Annotated in this window: 16 protein-coding genes; 5 read left to right on the plus strand and 11 right to left on the minus strand. The window is 42.3% G+C overall.

Features of this window, described 5'->3' with window-relative positions:
• Nucleotides 1-28 precede the first annotated feature (28 nt).
• The 5 genes from MTO98_RS22915 to MTO98_RS22935 all read right to left on the minus strand — a co-directional run bounded on the left by MTO98_RS22915 (nucleotide 29) and on the right by MTO98_RS22935 (nucleotide 5,177).
• On the minus strand, nucleotides 29-520 hold the full coding sequence (locus MTO98_RS22915) for a metallophosphoesterase (RefSeq protein ID WP_243481309.1): 492 nt from the start codon (nucleotides 518-520) through the stop codon (nucleotides 29-31).
• Nucleotides 521-576: 56 nt separating this feature from the next.
• Nucleotides 577-1,281: a tRNA1(Val) (adenine(37)-N6)-methyltransferase gene (locus MTO98_RS22920; RefSeq protein WP_243481310.1), complete on the minus strand. Its 705-nt coding sequence runs from the start codon at nucleotides 1,279-1,281 to the stop codon at nucleotides 577-579.
• Between the two features lie 681 nt (nucleotides 1,282-1,962).
• Nucleotides 1,963-2,352, minus strand: coding sequence for a VOC family protein (locus tag MTO98_RS22925; RefSeq protein ID WP_243481311.1), 390 nt, complete (start codon nucleotides 2,350-2,352; stop codon nucleotides 1,963-1,965).
• A complete protein-coding gene (purL, locus tag MTO98_RS22930) occupies nucleotides 2,352-4,574 on the minus strand; it encodes a phosphoribosylformylglycinamidine synthase subunit PurL (RefSeq protein ID WP_243481312.1) in 2,223 nt (740 codons plus the stop codon). Before purL ends, MTO98_RS22925 begins: the two co-directional genes overlap by 1 nt.
• A gap of 408 nt (nucleotides 4,575-4,982) precedes the next feature.
• The gene (locus MTO98_RS22935) at nucleotides 4,983-5,177 is read right to left on the minus strand and encodes an ATP-binding protein (protein ID WP_243481313.1); all 195 of its coding nucleotides are present in this window, start codon (nucleotides 5,175-5,177) and stop codon (nucleotides 4,983-4,985) included.
• Between the two features lie 231 nt (nucleotides 5,178-5,408).
• Here MTO98_RS22935 and MTO98_RS22940 point away from each other — a divergent pair, with 231 nt between their 5' ends.
• Nucleotides 5,409-5,792, plus strand: coding sequence for a hypothetical protein (locus MTO98_RS22940; protein ID WP_243481314.1), 384 nt, complete (start codon nucleotides 5,409-5,411; stop codon nucleotides 5,790-5,792).
• Between the two features lie 55 nt (nucleotides 5,793-5,847).
• Nucleotides 5,848-6,348 carry a hypothetical protein gene (locus MTO98_RS22945; RefSeq protein ID WP_243481315.1) on the plus strand — a complete coding sequence of 167 codons (501 nt, stop codon included), beginning with the start codon at nucleotides 5,848-5,850 and terminating at the stop codon, nucleotides 6,346-6,348.
• Between the two features lie 17 nt (nucleotides 6,349-6,365).
• On the opposite strand, the gene MTO98_RS22950 is transcribed toward MTO98_RS22945, so the two are convergent.
• Both MTO98_RS22950 and MTO98_RS22955 read right to left on the minus strand, forming a co-directional pair.
• Nucleotides 6,366-7,862 carry a glycosyltransferase family 39 protein gene (locus MTO98_RS22950; protein ID WP_243481316.1) on the minus strand — a complete coding sequence of 499 codons (1,497 nt, stop codon included), beginning with the start codon at nucleotides 7,860-7,862 and terminating at the stop codon, nucleotides 6,366-6,368.
• A gap of 198 nt (nucleotides 7,863-8,060) precedes the next feature.
• On the minus strand, nucleotides 8,061-9,365 hold the full coding sequence (locus MTO98_RS22955) for a serine hydrolase (RefSeq protein ID WP_243481317.1): 1,305 nt from the start codon (nucleotides 9,363-9,365) through the stop codon (nucleotides 8,061-8,063).
• 659 nt (nucleotides 9,366-10,024) lie between these two features.
• Here MTO98_RS22955 and bla point away from each other — a divergent pair.
• Nucleotides 10,025-10,891 (plus strand): subclass B3 metallo-beta-lactamase, encoded by an 867-nt coding sequence (gene bla / locus MTO98_RS22960; RefSeq protein WP_243481318.1) that lies wholly within the window; start codon nucleotides 10,025-10,027, stop codon nucleotides 10,889-10,891.
• Nucleotides 10,892-11,029: 138 nt separating this feature from the next.
• Here bla and MTO98_RS22965 read toward each other — a convergent pair whose 3' ends face one another.
• Nucleotides 11,030-11,530, minus strand: coding sequence for a MarR family winged helix-turn-helix transcriptional regulator (locus tag MTO98_RS22965; protein ID WP_243481319.1), 501 nt, complete (start codon nucleotides 11,528-11,530; stop codon nucleotides 11,030-11,032).
• Between the two features lie 342 nt (nucleotides 11,531-11,872).
• Between MTO98_RS22965 and MTO98_RS22970 the strand changes: the two genes are divergently transcribed.
• A complete protein-coding gene (locus MTO98_RS22970; protein WP_243481320.1) occupies nucleotides 11,873-12,919 on the plus strand; it encodes a hypothetical protein in 1,047 nt (348 codons plus the stop codon).
• Between the two features lie 84 nt (nucleotides 12,920-13,003).
• On the opposite strand, the gene MTO98_RS22975 is transcribed toward MTO98_RS22970, so the two are convergent.
• Complete coding sequence (locus tag MTO98_RS22975) at nucleotides 13,004-13,843, minus strand: energy transducer TonB (RefSeq protein WP_243481321.1); 840 nt, start codon at nucleotides 13,841-13,843, stop codon at nucleotides 13,004-13,006.
• An 804-nt stretch (nucleotides 13,844-14,647) separates the two neighbouring features.
• Between MTO98_RS22975 and MTO98_RS22980 the strand changes: the two genes are divergently transcribed.
• The gene (locus MTO98_RS22980; protein ID WP_243481322.1) at nucleotides 14,648-15,958 is read left to right on the plus strand and encodes an ammonium transporter; all 1,311 of its coding nucleotides are present in this window, start codon (nucleotides 14,648-14,650) and stop codon (nucleotides 15,956-15,958) included.
• A 144-nt stretch (nucleotides 15,959-16,102) separates the two neighbouring features.
• Here MTO98_RS22980 and MTO98_RS22985 read toward each other — a convergent pair whose 3' ends face one another.
• Nucleotides 16,103-16,699: a DUF4468 domain-containing protein gene (locus MTO98_RS22985; RefSeq protein ID WP_243481323.1), complete on the minus strand. Its 597-nt coding sequence runs from the start codon at nucleotides 16,697-16,699 to the stop codon at nucleotides 16,103-16,105.
• 77 nt (nucleotides 16,700-16,776) lie between these two features.
• Nucleotides 16,777-17,817, minus strand: coding sequence for a porin (locus MTO98_RS22990; RefSeq protein WP_243481324.1), 1,041 nt, complete (start codon nucleotides 17,815-17,817; stop codon nucleotides 16,777-16,779).
• Nucleotides 17,818-18,107: the final 290 nt, after the last annotated feature.

Here is an 18,107-nt window from a genome sequence, read left to right on the forward strand (position 1 = left end):
TCGAAATGACATTTTTTTATTTTATTTCCTACCCTGCCAGCTCAATAATCTGCAGATCCTGGATCTTAGCGCCGTCGATATTAAACCTTAACAGGGTGCGTACCTTATGCCAGCCTTGCTTACCTGCTGCACCGGGGTTCATGTGCAGGCAGTTGATCTTTTTATCAAACATCACCTTTAAAATATGTGAATGCCCGGTGATAAATAATTTTGGTGGGTTGCTATAAATTTCGGCTTTGATATTTTGACTGTACCTGCCTGGGTAGCCTCCGATATGGGTCATCCATACATCTACATCTTCGCATTTAAAGCGCAAATGTTCTGGATAAACTATACGTACGTCTTTATCATCAATATTGCCGTATACTCCTTTTAATGGCTTAAAAGCAGCAAGCTTATCGGCCAGTTCAATCGTACCGAAATCACCGGCATGCCAGATCTCATCACAATTTTCAAAATGTTTAAAAACTGCATCGTCGAGGTAGTTGTGGGTATCAGAAATAAGGCCTATGCGGGTCATGGGGTAAAGATAGCGGTAAGAGGTAAGAATCAAGAGTAAAGATTCAAGACGAGGCCTCAAAATATTATCAGAAAATCTTTTAGCAACTCACGGTACATTTCCGTGTATACTTTTGGTTCACTGTAAATAATAAACTTATCGGCAGTTAGCGGTTCATCGCTCTTCCCAAAAGCAAGAATTTCCCTGTGCGCTGCATCCTCCTTAAAAGAGTGTATGGTAATTATCTCTTTCAGATAAAGTCCATGCTGCTTGATCAGGTCTTTAACTAATTCCGATGTATCTACGGGTAATATTAGCCAACCAATTCCTTGTTCCTCAAGTTGTATTGCAATAATTGATATCAATCTCTCAAAAAAACCATCAGCAGCATGTTTGGCCAAATTGATCTTTACTCCCGGCGATTGCAGGGAGTTGATATAAAACGGGGGATTTGATACAATGAGATCATACGTTTTATCAGGGTGGCCTTCAAAGAATTGTTCAAACCCATTTGCATATAGTGTCAGCCTGCTTTGAAATGGGGAGTTGTCAAAATTACTTTTCGCCGTCGCAGCCGCCTGCTCGTCAATTTCAACCGCATCAATTTCGGCATTGGCAAAACGTTGGGCAAGCATCATTGCTATTACCCCTGTTCCGGCACCAATATCCAGGATATTTGAAGGTGTATCTTCGCCGGCCATAGCGCCGAGCAATACTCCATCGGTATTGATCTTCATGGCACAGCCGGTTTGGTCAACGCTGAATTGTTTAAAACGAAACATCGGGCGAAGTTATCCATTCGTTGGGAATAAACTATATTTCTGCCAAATAACAACATCGGCCCGCTCATTCGCCGCGGGAAGGGCTTTTTCTTTTTCTTGATAAAAAGAAACAAAAATCAAGACAAAAAAATGCTTCCCCCCACAGGCCATACTCCCAGGCCCGCTTTTGTTTTGGGGTTAGTAACAATAATATCATTGCGCAGCGTGGCAATCGCTTACTATACAGGGCGGCCATACTTCCGTGCGGTTGCCACGCTGCGCTCGCAATGCCATGGTTTTAAGTCTTGTCTCTTACCTCTTGATTTCTTTCATCTTCCCTTCCCCCGTCAGCAGGAAAGCTTCGGGCGAAAGCGGGCAGAACAATGGAGGCCTGTGCGGCTGCAGGGCATAGCAAGTTTTTGCAGAAGCTTTGGGAAAGTGCGAACCGGGGCAAAATAATTGCAGCCCGTGGTTCTGACCGCTTTGCAGGGTAAATGCCCAAGCAATGGGCACAGGGGCAGGCGAGCGCAAAGAAGCCTCCCTGCTGACTTGACTTTTTGGTTACTTTTGTGTCAAGACAAAAGTAACTGGCCCTCGCGCGGCCAAGAGCGCGACGGTTATCGTTAATAACAACAAAGGTCATTTTAAAAACGCAACAGACCTATCCCGTGGGGTACCGAAATAAATTCGGCATGACGCAAATCAAACCTCATACAACTCCAATGGCAAACCATCCGGATCTGCAAAAAAGGTAAAGCGTTTATCCGTGCATTCGTCTACACGGATAGGCTCTATTTCCACACCAAACGAAACTATATGTGCTACAGCCTCATCCAAATCATCAACCTCAAAAGCCAAATGCCGCAAACCTGCAGCTTCGGGTCGGGATGGCCTTGCAGGGGGATCGGGAAAAGAAAAAAGCTCGATCTGGTAGAGGTCGCCCACTTCCAGATCAAGCTTGTATGATTGTCGTTGTTCGCGGTAAACTTCGCGAACTATTTTTAAGCCGAGCACCTCGGTATAAAACTGCTTGGATTTTACGTAATCCGAACAGATAATGGCAATATGATGTACCCTGTTTAGTTTTAACATTATTCTCCTAAAATACCGTGAAGGATATTATCGTGAACCATTTTCAGATCAGTAACATGACCAAAAGCTTCTTCGTCGACAGTTAAAGCGCCGTTGGTTACCGTGCCTAACAAGGTAAACTCAACCTCGCTGGTAGCCATCACCTCAACAAAACGCTCTTCTTCTTCAGGGGCAACACTTACCACTACCCTGCCTTGTGCTTCGCCAAACAGGAAAGCATCTTTACGGATACTATCGTCAGAAGCAATCTCGAAACCAAGACCGTTTGGCATTGATGACTCTAACAGGGCAATGTATAAACCACCATCAGCAACATCATGAGCCGATTCAATCACTTTGTGTGAAATCAGTTCCTTAACGGTTTGCTGCATATCGTACTCTTTATCGATATCGAAGTACGGTGCGGGGGCTTTGGTGATTTTATGCCATGATGCAAGGTATTGTGATGAAGCGATATCATTAACCGATTCGCCTATCAGATAGATCTGGTCGCCGGGCTGTTTGAAGTCGGCAGTCATGATGTTATCAACGTTGTCCATTACACCCAGCATGCCAATAGTTGGCGTAGGGAACACCGAGCCACCATCTGCCGATTGGTTGTAGAAGCTTACGTTACCACCGGTAACAGGAGTTTCAAATTTGCGGCAGGCATCACCCATACCTTTAATGGCGCTTACAAACTGCCAGTAAACTTCCGGGATGTAAGGGTTACCAAAATTTAAGCAGTTGGTAATAGCCACAGGCTCGCCACCAGAGCAGGTAATGTTACGTGCAGCTTCGGCAACGGCAATAGCAGTACCTTTGTATGGGTCGGCATATACGTAGCGCGAGTTACAATCGGTAGTTAACACGATAGCTTTGTCGGTATCTTTAACGGCAACAACAGCGGCATCGCACATGCGGTTAGCCGTCATGGTTTGTACACCTACCATGCTATCGTACTGATCGGTTACCCAACGTTTTGAAGCAATATTAGGGTGACTTACCAGGTGCTCAGCAACCTCAACCAGGTTTGCAGGCTCGGCAACGTCATCGATATTAAATTTCTGGTTTTCGGCAAAGTAAGCAGGCTCGCGGTATTCGCGCTGGTAAACCGGGGCGCCACCACCCAATACTAAGTCATCGGCAGGCACATCGGCAACTTTTTCGCCGTGCATAAAGTACTCTAAACGTTTGGTATCTGTAACTTCACCAATAATAGCACAGTTCAAATCCCATTTGTCAAAAATGGCTTCAACCTCTTTTTCGCGGCCTTTATGAACTACGATCAGCATCCGCTCCTGTGATTCAGAAAGCAGGATCTCGTAAGGTTTCATATTATCCTGGCGGGTTGGCACTTTATCAAGGTCGATACGCATACCGTGCTCGCCTTTGGCGCTCATTTCTGAATTGGAGCAAATAATACCGGCAGCGCCCATATCCTGCATACCAACAACGGCACCGGTTTTGATCACCTCAAGGGTGGCTTCCAGTAACAATTTTTCCTGGAATGGATCACCTACCTGCACGGCAGGAAGGTCATTCACCGAATCTTCGGTAATATCTTTAGAAGCAAAGGCGGCACCATGGATACCGTCTTTACCTGTAGCCGAACCAACTATATAAACCGGGTTGCCCACACCGTATGATGTAGCAGAAACGGTTTCACCAGCCTTAACAATACCGGCCGACATAGCGTTAACCAGCGGGTTAACATTATAGCAATCGTCAAAATACAATTCGCCGCCTACGGTTGGGATACCGAAAGCGTTACCATAGTGACTAATGCCTTTAACCACACCTTTAACTAACCATTTGGTTTTGTCGAGTGTTAAGTCACCAAAACGCAGGGAGTTAAGCTGCGCAATTGGCCTTGCGCCCATAGTAAATATATCGCGGTTAATACCGCCCACACCTGTGGCAGCACCTTGGTATGGTTCAAGTGCCGAAGGGTGATTGTGTGATTCGATCTTAAAGGCGCAGCCAATGCCATCGCCAAGATCAACAAGACCGGCGTTTTCTTCACCTGCCTTAGCCAGCATCCGCGGACTATCCTTTGGTAAAGTTTTAAGCCAGGTGATTGAATTTTTGTATGAGCAGTGCTCGCTCCACATAACCGAGAAAATAGAAAGCTCGGTAAAGTTGGGCACACGTCCTAATATTTCATTTATACGTACAAATTCTTCGGGTAAAAGGCCCAGATCTTTAGCGGTTTCAACGGTGGTTAATTCCTGGTGCTCCAATGTAATATTGTTTTATTTGAAAGGATGCGCAAAAGTATGGATTTTTGAGGGAAAAGGTTAAAGGGAGTTTAAGGCGAAAGGTTAAAGGCGAAAGGCTTAGAACAGGGTTGGCGCAGGCTAAACTTACGAAGTTTTGGAAACTTCGTAAGTTTTTGAGGAAACGCTAATTAAAGCCGCACAACTCTGCGTGATGCCCACAAGCGAGGACGCTTGCGGTAGCGTGGGTCCAATAATCTAATATCCATGTATAAGGCTGATCATCACCATACGCAATGTGTCTTGCAATATTTATATCATACTTTGTGATAATATGGCGGTCGTCTGCTCTAACTGATTCGAGATTAAACCTCCTCGCACCATTAAGTTGGTCGACAGTAAAATCAATTGAAGCAGAAAAATCATCTTGATTTATAATTTTCGCTCGATGGCAGCCGTGTCGCGCATTAATAGCGCCCTTATTGCATCGATGATTATGCTCTTACCAGAACCGTTATCTCCAGTGATAAGTGTAACCAATGGACTATTTAGTTCGGGATCGTGAAAGGTAATTTCGGCATTTTCAAAAGGACCAACATCTTTTAATTTTAATGAATGTAAAAGCATTTAGTATGAATCAATAACTTTTGTCATTATAAATATAATTTGTTATTGAAACTTTTTTGAATAAAGGCAACTAAAGTTACCGTAGCAATATTATCGGATGTGTGGTGTGAGGTAAGCAGTGGCACACTCGTGACCATACAGCACCAACTAACCATTGCCATTCCACCAACAATTCCCTACTTTTATTCAACCAATTATCAAATAAAGTAATGGAGGTCTATTAATTATTATATGAAAGTTCTGATAACCGCATTATTTTTAATAATTCAGGTAAAAGGTCATGATAACTTAGCCGGTTCGACGTGGAATTATGAAGTAGTTAAAGGATGCGTTAACACTCTAACTATCAAGAAAAATGGACGCGTTGAAGAATTTGACTGTGAACTGAATTATACATTCAACGGGACTTACAAACTTTCAAATGATACCTTAAACGTAGTTACCAAAGATGATTCCCATTCAGAAGATCATGGAAAAATCACTTATCACAGGGCCAAATACCTAATTGCCAAAAATGCCTTGTACTGCATTGGTTATGGGGAACTTGTTAATGGCAAATGGCAGGATAAAAAATACAAACTGACCAACGAGGTATCTTATACCAGATCAAAATAGACATTTCCTTACAATTACGCAACAAGTCCTCCACAGGTAAATACAAGTTAAACCAATGTCAATCTTTATAAAAATCGTATCGACAGCGTTGCTTATAATAAGCACAGGTAATGTATTTGCTCAAGCCGGCAGCCAATCCCAATCAAACATAAATTCAAAATTTGTTGTAATTTACCGGTATAATCCGCACCACAAAAAAGATCATAAAGTTAAAGCGATAGCACTGTTGGCGGCTAAATGTTATTACTTTAAAAAAGTACTGCATGTTCAAATAGGCAAACCCTTATCGGCCGAAAACGGTAAATACATAGCTGATGCCGATATGACTAAATTCATGGGCAATTTAACAGCAAAAAATTTTGAAAGCATTAACAAGCGGGAGTGTAATTGCGGTGGTGTTAGCGAAGAAACATATGTTGTAGAGATAAGTCCCGACGGGCAGCCCGGCAACAGGAAGATTTTTTATGTTCCGGTAGTTAATAACTGCCCGGCTAATTCGCCATGCGCGGTTATTGCTACCATTACCGGTTTCTTTTCAAAACTTAGGCAAAAATAAGCTGCACAGCTTAGCAATTATTGCTTTCGGTTTAACCTGTAAATTTTGTAATTATACATAACCGTATCAAGAAAATAACGCTGCTGAACCAGCTCAGCAACAAACTGCCGCTGGTCGGCGTCAACAAGCTGTTGGTATTCTGCAGACATGGGGATCAGAATGAGTTCGGGCTTGTTTTTGTACAGATCCTTATAGAAGCGTTTTTTTGCCAGCGGTGTCCGGTTGATTGAAAAATATACTGATGGGGACAGCCGTTCGGAATAACATTGTATCTGAGTGCCGTAGCTATGAACTAATACAAAATCTGTAGTTTTTGTATGCTGTTTTACCCAGGCTGCCAGCAATTTACGATCTCCTTCGCTTGGGTTAATGTAAGGCTCCCGTCCGTAAATCGGTTTAACTGTTGTTTGGCCGGCCAGGATTTGGATATTCTGTATCGGCTCCGACAAAGATGGAAAAAGAATTATAAACAATAGTATAACAACCCAATACGGCCTGACACCATATCGCTGCGATAAATGCGCAATGGCGATAGCGTTGGTGAGGGCTAAAGCAGGCAATACATCTTTTAAATGTACAACATCGAAGATACCAACCAGGCTAACTGCCAAAAAGGACAAGGCATACCACCAGATAAGCAAATCGGCCTTGCGTTTAAGAAACACGTACGCTATTAAAAACGGATATAAAATGGCGATGGGCGAGTAAACAAATTTCTCCAAAAAGTTCTGCAGCTTATAAGCCAGCGTGTGCGCCGTAGCGCTACCTGCACCAAAATTATCTGCAAAGCCGTATGTCCAAAACTCGTTTATTTTGATACCTGTAAACAAGCAAAACATCAGCATGGCAATTACGGCGGCTACAACTCCGGCTATCAATGCCATTTGATTAGCAGCAGAACGCCTTTGTTGCACCCCGGTCAAAAGAATAGCCAATATGCCAAAAGCGGCCGTTATGCGAAAGTCGAGCGCAATCCCGGCCCAAAGCCCGGTAACAAACCAGCTTTTAAAGCTGCCTGCCGACAAGCTGTGATAAACAGCGATGATCAGAAACATAACTTCAAACGTTTCTGTAAAATCAACATATTTACCACCTGTTGTGTGCCACAACAACGAAAGACCATAAATGAGAATGGACAAGATGCCTGCGAACCTTCCTGAAACAGTATCGGCTATTTGAAACACAAAATACAATCCAATCATTTCGCAAAACGTCCCTATCAACCTGGGGAACCAATAGTTGGAGCCAAACAGCAGATCAGAGATACCATAAACCAGGAAAATCAACGGCGATTTATTATCTATCCCCCCTGCATAGGGAACCATGCCATAGCGCAACCAGTTTCTACCGATATAATGCCAGATAGACTCATCAAAAGACAGCACAAAGCCGTTGCTCAAAAGTGTAATGAACAATTGCAACAGGCAGATAATAGTGATAATAAATAATGGCTGTTTCAGAAACGCAAAAACTTTAGCCCAATAATTGGGTGCCATATTTTCTGCATTCTTCATACACAAAAGTATAAGGTTTTGCCTTTCAATTGAAATTCAGGTTACCTTGCAAAGTACTACATTTCGATAAAATTTAATGTTGCATGCCCGATATATTTTTAGCTTGTGTATTGATGGGCAGGGAGAGCAACAGGATATGGTGCAGCCATTCCAATAAAAAAACCGGGGTTTCCCCCGGCTCCCCCATTAACTAATTAACTATTTAAGAAACAAATCGTCTGTAGCCCAGGTTGGATTTTTAGCGAAAGCTTTCCAGAATATCTGATCAAGATCAGCATCGAAATTGACTTTAAAACTGCGCGTATTGGTCAAAAACACAAAATTAAACCCATTATCCAAACGCGCCTGTTCTGTGGCTGTACCGGGCAAGCTTCCCTGGTGAAAATAGTTATTACCAGCAATAGCCCAGCCGCATCCATAAGCTGCATTGGCTGTCGAACCTGTATACATCGTAGTCAACGTAGCGGATGTAAGGATATCAGGCCGTACCGGAAATTTATCAATATATACCAGGAACCGGGCCAAATCTGCAGCGGTGGCAATCCATCCTCCATGTGCATCCATCCGCGTAATGTTATAAGCGTAAGGGTTTTCGCCCGACTGGCCATAGTAGGTAACTTCTTTTGACAGCTTATCGGCCAGTGTGTTACCGCCAATGGCCATATCGGTAATTCCTATCGGTTTCAAAACCAGGGTTTTCACAGCTTCTTCATACGTTTGGCCTGTAAGTTTTTCAATTACGCGCCCTAATATACAATAGCCAAAATTAGAGTAGTCATAATTGGCTCCAGGTACGTGATCAAGCGGGCGGTTATCTAAAGTCCAGCTTATGAGTTGGGTAGTTGTCATGGCAGGATTGCTGAACATTGGGTCATCCACCGAGTTGCCCCAGCCCCCCGAAGTATGATGAAGCAGCTCATCAACCGTAATATCGGTAATATGCAGGCCGTAGGTTTTGGTACCGTAGGTTTTGCCTAAAATAGCTCCATCGCCAAATACCTTATCCGATAGCTTTATCTTACCCTGTTCAAGCAGTTTCATAATGGCAACAGCGGTGAACTGTTTTGAACAGCTTGCCAAACGGTACCGGTCGCTGATAACAGCTTTAGTACCTTTTGATTTATCACTTATGCCATAAGCTTTAAGGTAAACCAATTTCTCGCCTTTTGTAATTGCAACGGATACAGCGGGAACATCATAAGTTGTCATAAAAGCATTCACTTCATCATCTAAAGCGGCAACAGCAATTTTACTGGCAGTAAGCGTATCAACAACGGTGCCTGTGCCGCCTCCAGTACCAGTACCAGTACCAGTACCTGTGCCTGTACCGGTGCCTGTACCCGTTCCTGTTGTGTCAGTACCGGTGGTTGTTTTAGTTACAGCAGGTGCATCCTTTTTGCAGGCGGCAAAAAGCAACAAACCGGCAATTACTATTAGTTTACTAATTTTCAATACATTCAGATTGAACAGGCGATAAATTCCTGGTTGATAAGTTTTTTTCATAGGTATTTAATGGATATCAGGTTTAGAATTGATAACAATTTTACTACACCAAGCATTATTGTTCCAGGCATAACGCCGGTGCAATTACTTTACAAAAAAAGGGTGCCTGTTAAAAAAACACTTACGCGTATGTTGCAAATACTTTCGTTTTTGTTACATTTTTGATATTCACAAAAGCACGGGAGCGGGTGATTCACCTCTTGAGAGCAGGGCCGCTGCATTCTAAAGCATAGTCGCAAGTTCAAGCATCTTTCGCTTGAATTATTGCTCATATAAGCGTCTCCGCCATAGCCGTTAACTTAAGGGATCAGTTGAACAAGAGTTTTAAAAATCCCCTCTCGAGAGGGGCGCGGAGGAACGAGTGGCAGCAGGGGTGTGTTATACAGCGATAAAGCCGCACGTAGAATAACACACCCCTCCACCCCTCTCGAGAGGGGAATCGCACATTCCCTCGCTTTTGAAGCGTTTTTCACCTTAAGTTACTGCCATGGCATCCACGCTTACCTTTTGATGTTGCTACGCGAGCGGGCACTCCCGGCCCTGCGACTTTTTAAGCACATTGAATTGAATTACAGCGGCAGTCAACAAAAGGAAATATTATTTTAACACACCCCCTGATAAAATAAAATGATTTCTTTGTCCTTTAAAGATCAATAAAAATGAAACGAACGCTTTTTCTGTTATTCTTTTTCTGTAACGCTTTAATTGTTGAGGCGCAGAGAGTGGTTGAACCATCTGCAGAAAAGCGTCCCGAATGGATTCAGCCGTTTCCACCTTTTCAAATAGCGGGGAACCTTTATTATGTAGGCACGGCCGACCTGGGTTGTTATCTCATCACAACTTCCAGCGGTAATATCCTTATCAATACAGGGCTGGCATCGTCCGAGTCACAAATTATAGCAAATATCAAGACGCTGGGGTTTGATATTTCAGACACAAAAATTTTGCTGACAACCCAGGCCCACTTTGATCATATGGGGGCGATGGCGGCAATAAAGAACCTGACAAAAGCCAAAATGATGGTAGATGAAGGTGACGCTGCGGTTGTAGCCGACGGCGGCATTTCTGATTACGACCTTAAGGGAGATGTGTGTGTATTCAAACCGGTAAAGGTTGACCGTATTTTACATAACGGCGATCAGATTAAATTAGGCAACATGAAACTAACGATACTTCACCATCCGGGCCACACAAAAGGTTCATGCAGCTATTTGTTTGATGTAAAAGATAATGAACGAAGCTACAGGGTTTTGATCGCTAATATGCCTACCATCGTTACCGATAAAAAGTTTACGGATATACCTGCTTACCCTAACATTGCTGAAGACTATGCTTATACATTGAAAGCAATGAAGCATTTAAAATTTGATATCTGGTTAGCGTCTCATGGCGTCCAATTTGACCTAACAGGCAAGCATAAGCAAGGCAGCCCTTATGATCCATTGGTTTTTGCTGATAAAAAGAGTTATTATGATGCAATAGACGAGCTGCAAGCTGAATATGATAAAAAAATAGCCGCAAAATAGTTTTCGGATGATTGGGGAACTCATTCTTCGTTTGCATATGCTAAAAATGAGGGCATATGTGGCATGTGCGTTTGCGATTGCTGATCAGTTTATCCACCAATTTTATAATTCCTAATAGTTGCACCGGTATCCCTTTAATTAACCCTCGATATGCTCTTCATTACCGTCGCCAAAGTTTTCGTGAAACTCGATGATCCTGTTCAAAACATTTACGGCTGTTTCAAGGTCTTTTTCGCCAACCAGGTTTTTATACATATTGCTTAGGTTAAATACATCCCGGTTTGCTTCCAATAAAAATTGCATCCCGCTATCGGTTAGCTTCAATATGTCACTTCTTTTATCGTTACTGTTGGCTACACTGGTAATCATACCATTATCTTCCAGCTCGCGAATAGTACGGCTCATATTTTGTTTTGAGATCATGGCCAACCTTGATAGCTCGGTCATAGTGATGCCATCAACCGTTATATTACAGATCACCGGCATGTACGAGATTTTCATTTGCCCCCAATAAGGCTTGATATTATTATGGGCCCAGTTATCCAGATGTTTTCTCAAATTAAAAATCAGCCGCTGCCAGTTTCTATCCTGTAAGCCCTCAAATGCTTTTAGTTGTTTATCTGCTATTGCCCTATTCATAACGGCTAAGATAAATAAAGTAGTAATCAATGATTACCATTTTACTGTAAAACATTATTCTTTTTTACTGACACCTGCATAATTTCAGAGCCACGGTGCGTAAATAACTTTTGGTTACCGGGGCTTTATAAGCTTCCGTTTTTTGCTTAATCACATGCGCTCACGTAAAAACCGCATGTACAAACCGTGTTTTAACGCATTGTTTTACATTAGTTTATAACGATTTTTAAGTCGTCCGGATCATACCATTGCCACATCAGCTAACAATATGCCCGTAACCGGCCATTAGCAACATATAAGTGCACCCTTACCATAATTAATACCATTATTGAAGACAAATAAATGAAAACAAATGAGCACAGTTTCTGGCCATTTACACCAAAGGTTAGTATCATCACTGCCGTTGTTGTTTTATTAGTATTACTACTTATCACCAGTTTGCTTCGAACATATACCGGCTGGCCAACCGAATCATCCAATAACACAATTTTGATAGGCATTTTTATTCTTAGCCTGCTCCCAATTGTCCTTGCCATTTTAAATGTAGTTATTGAGCGCGGGGGCAGCATAGGCTACGGCGACCTGAAGATAGATTTTTCAAAAATACAGCAACTATCAAATTCTGGGTTTACAGTACCAGCCAATATCGGGGTACGGGGACAATATGTTGCCGACAGCGGCACTTCCAATATTCTTGAAACGCTGCGGGCTGCTACTTCTTCGGGCGTTGCAGTGATTGACCTTGAAGACGGCCATGCCTGGTGGGAAACCAGGTTATTAGTTTTACTGGCCGGTGCCAGCCGTCTTAAAAAACCCGACAAAATTGTTTTTACCGCAACCGTTGAAGCAAGGGAACAAACCTATTTAGGCTGGGCACGGCCCACCGACCTGCTGGAACAACTGCTAAAAGAAGATGAACGATATTTAAAAAGCTTTTATGCCGCCCGTTCGGCTGCTTCACAGTGGGCGCTGTTAGGCCCGTTACAGCCGGCACCTCCCAATAACAATTATTACGCAATTCCTGCCGCCCCACCCTGGATGCAAGGCGCACTTGCACTAAACCATAGCTGGATGGCGTTTTCAACAACCAACGGTTTGCCTAATGAATTACTGACCGAGCAGCTTTTACAACACGAACTTGGCGAAACCATTGAAAACACAGGTGGGGCAAAACATATCAGCATCGTTCATCTGGATGAAGTATTTAAACCGATATTGATAAAAAAACAAATAGATAAAAACTGGAATAACGAACAGCAAACAAACGCTTTATTCACTAACGAAGAACCATTTATAGTAATAACCGAAAGTGGAAAATATTCGGCAATAGTTACAGCACAATCTTTATATAACGAGATATTAAGAGGCATGACGGATAGTAAGAAGTAAAAAAGGCCCCGCTAACGCGGGGCCCGTACACAGCTAACAATTATCAACTACACATTAATTAAAAACACAACACCACATTATTACCTATTCTCCGTTTGATAACTGAAAGCTTATTGGGATACTGTACCTGACACGTACATTCTGGCCGTTCTGTACGCCTGGTTTCCAGGCTTTGGCCAGCTTCAATACCCGGGTTGCCTCTTCATCAAAACCATAGCCTGCTACGCGGTCTACCTTGATATTTGATAGCGTACCATCCTTTTCAATAATAAAACTCATAAACACCCTGCCCGAAACACCGGCATCCTGTGCAGCGGGTGGAAAACGCAAATTTTTCTGCAAAAACTTAGCCCAGGCGGCGGCTCCGCCAACAGGCTCAGGCATAACTTCCAGCGGATCACCCAGCGTATGGATGCCATTATCTTCCGTTACCGGAGGACCTGCCGGCCCCTGATCTTTTGTACCAAGTGCTTGCTCAGGCGGCCCGTCGCCCTTGATAGTTTCTGATCCTACTGCATTTTTATTAAGATCAGCAATAGTTGGCGGCTCAGTTGCCACATCTGCGGGCACAACATGAGGCGTTGTGTATTTAATGGTAGGCGTTGGCGCTGCCGCTTTAATGGGTTCTGCGGGCTTAGTTTTCTGAGGCTCTACCACTTTATCTTCCTTTTTAGGTGGCGGCGGTATCACTGTGGTGAGGTCAACCGCAGTCATATTAACCAGGTTTTCATGCTTCGGTTTTGCCTTAAAAATGATCGTAGCAATTGATAAAACAGCTACCGCACCAAACGCCATAGCCATAGCCCTGGTTAACGTTTTTGAATAAGTGCTGCGTAATTCATAAGCACCATAATTTTTGTTACGGTGGTCAAATACAAGGTCGAGCCACTCGGCTTTGTACAAATCAAATTTGGTGATAAGCATAGTTTCAGAATTAAATTTTATTAATAACGAATATACTTATATTATATTTTGCAAAACATGAAAATAATTCAAAATAATTTCGCGGAAATTTTCATGAATTTTTCATCAACCCGCAAAAACATCAAATTACACAAACACATAAAAAATTTTCATTAAAAAAGCCATTTTATTCGGTTTAAAATAAAAATCAATCATAAAAAACATCATTTAAACCTATTTTTTACATTTAAATCAACAAAAACTTAAAATATTTCAAAAAAATATACAATTATTTTATTTTTTTATTATTTTTAGATATGGTAAACAGGCTTTACAAACTTATTGCCTTATTTTTTTTACTCTTTAGCGGCTTAAAAGCATCAGCAAAGGGTGGATTATATCATTATTACCATAAAAACATAAAAAAAACCACGGTATCTGCAACAATACCGCATCACAAGCCATTTAATTTAGAGTTTACATTAAATAACATACCTGCGCCCGTCATTAATGTTCAACAACACCGGGGCGCACATTATATACAAGGATTTGTAGCTGCCCCCGGCAGCTACTTAGTTAGATTTAAGCATCACGATTTTAACTGCGGACTGGATACAAGCAAATTATCTCAATTCCGCAAACTCATCCTTTTTCCGTTTCATGACTTTTGGTAGGCTAAAAAACAAAACCAACCCACATGCCCTGATTAAGCATGCGGGATTATTGTTTTTTAAAAAAATTTAGTTTTAATACTGTCCGGTATTTTGATTGGATACCGGGCAGTATTATTCAAACCTTCATTTTTTCCTCCCTTAAACCCAAAACATGAAAAAATTCATACCCTTTGGCATACTTTTAATTGTAATAGTATTAGCCCTTATATACCCTTCAGTTACCCTTACAACCGTTAAAGACAGCAAAATTGACTCGGGCGATACTGCCTGGCTATTAGTAAGTACCGCCCTTGTATTGATCATGACCCCTGGCCTGGCATTTTTTTATGGCGGTATGGTGAGCAAAAAAAACGTACTATCAACCATGTTGCAAAGCTTTGTCTGCATGGGCGTAATTACCGTTATATGGGTAATATTTGGCTTTAGCCTTGCCTTCGGCGAAGATGAGTTTGGCGGCTTTATCGGCAATCCCAGCACTTTCTTTATGATGAAAGGTACATTAGGCAATGCCACCTGGGAACTTGCCCCAACCATCCCGCTGGTATTATTCGCCATGTTCCAGTTAAAATTCGCGGTTATTACCCCAGCCCTTATCACCGGCGCATTTGCCGAAAGGATCCGCTTTAACTCGTACGTGATTTTCCTTTGCCTGTTCATGATCTTTATATACGCTCCGTTAGCTCACGCTACCTGGCACCCAAAAGGTTTCCTTTTCGGAAAAGGCGTACTTGATTTTGCCGGCGGCACCGTAGTACACATGAGCGCAGGCTGGGCAGCCTTAGCATCGGCCATATATTTAAAAGGCCGTAACGAAACCTCACACAATCCCGCCCGTATCAGCTACGTGTTATTAGGCACAGGCCTATTATGGTTTGGCTGGTTTGGCTTCAACGCAGGCTCGGCATTAGGCTCAGGCACTTTAGCAGCAACCGCTTTAGCTACCACCACCACAGCATCAGCTGCAGCGGCCATGGCCTGGATGTTCTTTGATATCCTTCGCGGTAAAAAACCTGGTGTATTAGGCGCCTGTATTGGTGCAGTTGTAGGCCTCGTAGCTATCACCCCTGCCGCAGGCTTTGTAACTATCCCCCATTCATTGATCATTGGTATTGTAGCAGCCGTAGTGAGTAACCTGGTTGTGATCTGGAGAACAAAAACCAGCATTGATGATACGCTTGACGTATTCCCTTGCCATGGCGTAGGCGGCATGGTCGGCATGCTCTTGACAGGCGTATTCGCACACCAGAATGTTAACGCAGGCAACACAACCGGCAACGGTTTATATTATGGCGAAACACACCTTTTCATCGTTCACTTAATTACATTAATTGGCGTATCTGCCTTTGCTTTCATCGGTTCATTCATTTTATTAAAGATCACCGACATGATCAGCACACTGCGTGTAACCCCAGAAGAAGAACTTGCAGGTTTGGATATCAGCCAGCACGACGAAGAACTATAACCCCTCCCCACAACTGATTAAACTCAATTAACAACATAAAAAATAAGCCGCACCTTTTACAAGGTGCGGCTCTTTTATTAAAAACCTTTTATTCGGCAGGCGCTTACTGTTCACTGTAAACGTACAACTGCAACCTCAGAAAAACTACCACTCTTTAGTAGATACCCTTTTCACCTTTTTAACATCATGCTTTTCAAGCGATGAGGTCTTAAGCATATAAGCTTTCAAATTATCACCCACATGCTTGCTGCCGATTACCACCTGGTTTAAACAGGCATTAAAATCAGCTTTGGATAGTTTTTCAGCTGCTTTTTCAAGCGCTACGTCTTTTCCATGCATAATCTCGGCATTACCATAACGATTACGCTGATATGGCTGATAAACAAAATCAGTTAACCAATAGCGATACTTACCATCCTTTACCTCAACCCTGATCTTGTAAGCCATTTCACCACCTTCGCTGTTACCCAACAAACCTTTTTTGCCTATCACAAAAGCACCGGCACCTGAAAGTGCATTGCCATCCTTATCAGCCTTAACTAATTTAAGCACTTTTACCGGATAAGCTTTTTTCAAAAAATACAATCCCCTGTCATAAAGAGTATCAGCTACAGCGCCTGGCTGCTCCGCCGTTTTATAATAGATATACTTATTATGCTCATCAAAAGCCAGCGAATCTTTTTGCGCAAAGGCCCCCGATGAAAAAAGGAGAGCAACAATGCCTGTTAGTATCTTTTTCATAAAACAAATATAAAAGCCGCTCCGGATAATTCCGGAACGGCTCATGATAAAAAGCAGGGTCAATATAAACTTTTTTTTTAGAATGCGTATACAGCAGCTACAGCAAACTGACCGGCTGATTTCGAAGGATCGCCAGAGTGGTTAATGAATGAAGTAGACGAGCCATGATCTAACCTGATTTCAGGAATAAAGGTAAGAGGTCCTGATTTAATATTTGCAGTAAGCGTAAACGCTTTAACATTTTGCCCCGGAGGAGGACCGAAGGTTTCCAGTTCACCTTTTTTAGTTTTAAAATACTCACCTCTTAAACCCAATGTAACTGTTTTTGATACCGCCAACTGAGGATATAAAGCCACCCCACTAAAACCACCACCATCATTTGGAGCAGAATAGGTTGCACCGTTTAAACCTAATTTAAAAGCATCAGTAACCTGGTAAGCAGTTGTCAAATCAACTTCAGTGCCAGACTCCTTACCGGTAGCAAGGTTCAGATAAGCAGTCCACCCTTTTACAGGAGATACAAACAACTGCGACCCGAAGGTATTTACCTTATGTGTTGATGTATAATTATTCCAGGTATCGTTAAATATACCGGCCATTAAGCTTACTTTATCACTAAACGCGTAAGTTAATTTAACACCAGGATTCTGGAACGGACCGTTAGTGAAAAGATAAGAAGTTGAGTAGTTAAAGTTACCCACCGGGCTAATAACTTCGTAACCTATAAATGTGGCCATATAACCACCAGTCAGGTTTAACTTATCGGTAAGATCATATGACACATACAAATTCTGAATGTGAAATGAATCACCATTAGGACCATTTGGTATTGACTGAGCCTGACCGCGCGGGCCAAACGAAAGTTCACCAACAAATGCAGCCTTACCTACCTTTTTCTTCAAACCCAGATCAATCATACCGATTGACACTGAATTATGATCGCTCGCAAAACTGGTAGGAATCTGAGAACCCTTATCAGAGAAGTCATATTTATAGTAGGTATCTACCGAACCGTAGATAACCAGAGGGGCATCAGACGTGGTTTTAACCGTGTCCTGAGCCTTTACCGTAAAGGCCGCAATTGAAAAAAATGAGAAGAGTAGAAATACTTTTTTCATGATAACGATTTAATTGTGAATTGATAAACTATTTTGTTAATTGTTGTTTTTATTGGGAATTATATTACTACACACTGATTACCAACACCTTGCAATTAAAAGGATCATTTATGTACCGGCATAAAAAATCCCTGTACGGTTGGCAACGTTCATTTAAAGTTTTAAGTCATCAGTTTTTAGTTCTAAGTCAAAAAAAGTGAACTTCTGACTTCAAACTCAGTACTACCGACTTAGCACTACCACTCCCCAACCGCACAAGGCATCAATATTTTAGCTTAAGCTATTAAGCC

Origin of the sequence: Mucilaginibacter sp. SMC90, assembly GCF_022811725.1 — a bacterium.
In the GTDB taxonomy this organism is placed as follows: Bacteria; Bacteroidota; Bacteroidia; order Sphingobacteriales; family Sphingobacteriaceae; genus Mucilaginibacter.

Bases quoted from the DNA above. Each gene is read 5' to 3' on its own strand.
- MTO98_RS22915 (WP_243481309.1), bottom strand. From the start codon at position 520: ATGACCCGCATAGGCCTTATTTCTGATACCCACAACTACCTCGACGAT.
- MTO98_RS22920 (WP_243481310.1), bottom strand. From the start codon at position 1,281: ATGTTTCGTTTTAAACAATTCAGCGTTGACCAAACCGGCTGTGCCATG.
- MTO98_RS22925 (WP_243481311.1), bottom strand. From the start codon at position 2,352: ATGTTAAAACTAAACAGGGTACATCATATTGCCATTATCTGTTCGGAT.
- MTO98_RS22935 (WP_243481313.1), bottom strand. From the start codon at position 5,177: ATGCTTTTACATTCATTAAAATTAAAAGATGTTGGTCCTTTTGAAAAT.
- MTO98_RS22940 (WP_243481314.1), top strand. From the start codon at position 5,409: ATGAAAGTTCTGATAACCGCATTATTTTTAATAATTCAGGTAAAAGGT.
- MTO98_RS22945 (WP_243481315.1), top strand. From the start codon at position 5,848: ATGTCAATCTTTATAAAAATCGTATCGACAGCGTTGCTTATAATAAGC.
- MTO98_RS22950 (WP_243481316.1), bottom strand. From the start codon at position 7,862: ATGAAGAATGCAGAAAATATGGCACCCAATTATTGGGCTAAAGTTTTT.
- MTO98_RS22955 (WP_243481317.1), bottom strand. From the start codon at position 9,365: ATGAAAAAAACTTATCAACCAGGAATTTATCGCCTGTTCAATCTGAAT.
- bla (WP_243481318.1), top strand. From the start codon at position 10,025: ATGAAACGAACGCTTTTTCTGTTATTCTTTTTCTGTAACGCTTTAATT.
- MTO98_RS22965 (WP_243481319.1), bottom strand. From the start codon at position 11,530: ATGAATAGGGCAATAGCAGATAAACAACTAAAAGCATTTGAGGGCTTA.
- MTO98_RS22970 (WP_243481320.1), top strand. From the start codon at position 11,873: ATGAAAACAAATGAGCACAGTTTCTGGCCATTTACACCAAAGGTTAGT.
- MTO98_RS22975 (WP_243481321.1), bottom strand. From the start codon at position 13,843: ATGCTTATCACCAAATTTGATTTGTACAAAGCCGAGTGGCTCGACCTT.
- MTO98_RS22980 (WP_243481322.1), top strand. From the start codon at position 14,648: ATGAAAAAATTCATACCCTTTGGCATACTTTTAATTGTAATAGTATTA.
- MTO98_RS22985 (WP_243481323.1), bottom strand. From the start codon at position 16,699: ATGAAAAAGATACTAACAGGCATTGTTGCTCTCCTTTTTTCATCGGGG.
- MTO98_RS22990 (WP_243481324.1), bottom strand. From the start codon at position 17,817: ATGAAAAAAGTATTTCTACTCTTCTCATTTTTTTCAATTGCGGCCTTT.